This is a genomic window from Anaerotignum lactatifermentans DSM 14214 (assembly GCF_900142265.1).
Taxonomy (GTDB): Bacteria; Bacillota; Clostridia; order Lachnospirales; family Anaerotignaceae; genus Anaerotignum; species Anaerotignum lactatifermentans.
Genome location: NZ_FRAH01000136.1, coordinates 1 through 2690, shown reverse-complemented (window position 1 = coordinate 2690; position 2690 = coordinate 1). Strand labels below are relative to the sequence as shown.

2 protein-coding genes are annotated in these 2690 nt (G+C 45.7%); both read left to right on the top strand.

Features of this window, described 5'->3' with window-relative positions; translation table 11 throughout:
• Positions 1-56: 56 nt before the first annotated feature.
• Positions 57-1208, top strand: coding sequence for an iron-containing alcohol dehydrogenase (locus BUB35_RS18015; RefSeq protein ID WP_330391284.1), 1152 nt, complete (start codon positions 57-59; stop codon positions 1206-1208).
• A gap of 3 nt (positions 1209-1211) precedes the next feature.
• A complete protein-coding gene (locus BUB35_RS18010) occupies positions 1212-2591 on the top strand; it encodes an aldehyde dehydrogenase (RefSeq protein WP_072853992.1) in 1380 nt (459 codons plus the stop codon).
• Positions 2592-2690: the final 99 nt, after the last annotated feature.

Sequence of the window (2690 nt, the reverse complement as noted above, 5' to 3'; positions counted from 1 at the left end):
ATATCATGTTTTTTCCCAAAAAAATATATTGCAGAGTCTTTCAGGAAGTTTTCCATATGGCAATTCCTTTTCTGCCTTATCGAAAGCCAGCTCTGCTCCATCATACAGACGCATTGGTTCCTCTATTCCAGCGAAAAGACATTTCCCGTATCTTGCTGGTGACTGACCCTGTCGTAAGAGGAAATCAGATCACATATCCGTTGGAAACGGCTCTGAAACAGGCGGGCATTGGCTGCATTGTTTACGACCAGACTGTATCCAATCCTACCACCGATCAGGTAGAAGAAGCTCGGGCATTATACAACGCCCATCACTGTCAGGCAATCATCGGTTTTGGCGGTGGTTCTTCCATTGACTGTGCCAAAGCTGTAGGTGCACGGATTGCCCGTCCCAGAAAAACATTGGATAAAATGGAAGGTATTTTGCAGGTATGGAAAAAGATTCCTTTGCTCATTGCCATTCCTACCACCGCCGGCACAGGCAGTGAAACCACATTGGCAGCAGTCATTACCGACAGCCGTACCCGGCACAAATATCCCATCAACGACTTTGTGCTCATTCCTAGATATGCTGTCCTTGACCCAGAAGTCACAAGAGGGCTTCCGCCTGCCGTTACGGCAAGTACAGGCATGGACGCATTAACCCATGCTGTTGAGGCTTTCATCGGCGGTTCTACCACCAAAGAAACCAGACATGATGCCATCAGTGCCGTAAAGCTGATTTTCACTTATCTACCCAAAGCCTATGCCGATGGCAATGATATGAACGCCCGGCGCCATATGCTCCACGCAGCTTATTTTGCAGGAAACGCCTTCAGCAAATCTTATGTAGGCTATGTTCATGCAGTTGCTCATTCCTTAGGCGGACGATATAACACACCTCACGGTCTTGCCAACGCCGTATTGCTGCCTTATGTTTTGCAGGCTTACGGCAGACATGCTTACCGAAAACTCCATCGTCTGGCTGTGGCAATTGGAATTTCAGACCCCATGGAAAGCCATAGAGCTGGTGCGGAAAAATTCATTCAAGCAGTACGGGATTTACAGGATCTTCTGGATATTCCCAGAAAACTGCCAGAAATCCGTACAGAGGATATTCCTTCTCTTGCCAAAAAAGCTGACCATGAAGCCAATCCCCTGTACCCCGTTCCAAAGCTTATGAACGCAAAAGAATTACAGCGTTTTTACTATGATATTATGGAGGACTAAACTATGAATAAAGCAGATACCACCCATTTGATACAAAAACAAAAGGCTTTTTTCGCCACAGGAAAAACCCATTCCCTTGCCTTTCGTATGCACGCACTGGCAATGCTGAAAAGAGCCATTGAAATCCACGAAAAAGAAATCCACGCTGCATTGGAAGCAGACCTGGGCAAAAGTCCCTTTGAAAGCTATATGTGCGAAACAGGCATGTGTCTGGCAGAAATCACTTATCAGATGAAACATCTGAAAAAATTTGCCTCTCCCAGACGGGTAAAAACACCCCTGGCACAGTTTCCTGCAAAAAGCTATGTCCAACCCAGCCCCTACGGTGTTACACTGATTATGAGTCCATGGAACTATCCTTTTCTGCTGACCATCGAACCCTTGGTGGACGCACTGGCAGCAGGAAATACAGCTGTTGTAAAGCCCAGCGCCTATTCCCCTTATACATCCGCATTGATACAGGAATTACTGGAAGAATGTTTTGACCCCGCCTATGTAGCTGTTGTTACTGGCGGCAGAAAAGAAAACAGCTTCCTTTTGGAACAGCCCTTTGACTATATTTTCTTTACAGGCAGTCAGGCTGTTGGAAAAGAAGTCCTGCGCCATGCAGCAGAGCATCTGACGCCTGTCACGCTGGAATTGGGCGGTAAAAGCCCCTGTATCGTAGACAGCACAGCCAATGTAAAACTGGCGGCAAAACGCATTGTGTTCGGCAAATTTTTGAATTGCGGTCAGACCTGCGTAGCACCTGATTACATCTATTGCCATGAAAGCAAAAAAGAAGAATTGGTCAGCGAACTGAAAAAACAGATCATGAAGCAATTCGGAAAACATCCTTTGGAAAATCCCAATTACGGCAAGATCATCAATGAAAAACACTTCCATCGTCTGCAAAACCTGCTCCATGCTTCTCAGCATGTTTGGGGCGGTCAGTGCGATGCCAGTGAATTACGTATTGCGCCTGCCGTTTTAGATAAGGTTACTTGGGACGATGCTGTTATGCAGGAAGAAATCTTTGGTCCTTTGCTTCCCATTCTGACCTATGGTCATATGCGGGATGTGATAAAGACCATCAACGAAAAACCGCATCCCCTTGCTCTGTATCTGTTCTCTGAAAGTCCCAAAACCATTGGAGCAGTCACAAAACATTGTCAGTTCGGCGGCGGCTGTGTCAATGACACTATCATCCATCTGGCAACCAGTGAAATGGGCTTCGGTGGTGTGGGTGCCAGCGGTATGGGATCTTACCACGGAAAAACTGGTTTTGATACATTCTCACATTTCAAAAGCATCGTAGACAAAAAGACATGGCTGGATCTGCCTATGCGCTATCAGCCTTATCAAGACCTTTATGCATCTATGATTCGTATGTTTTTAAAATAAATATAAGGCTATGTCACAACAAACAGTTGATAAATAGCCATTTTTATAGGGGAGTATCAGAACTCCCCTACAAACTGTTATTTGCAGTTATCTATACTC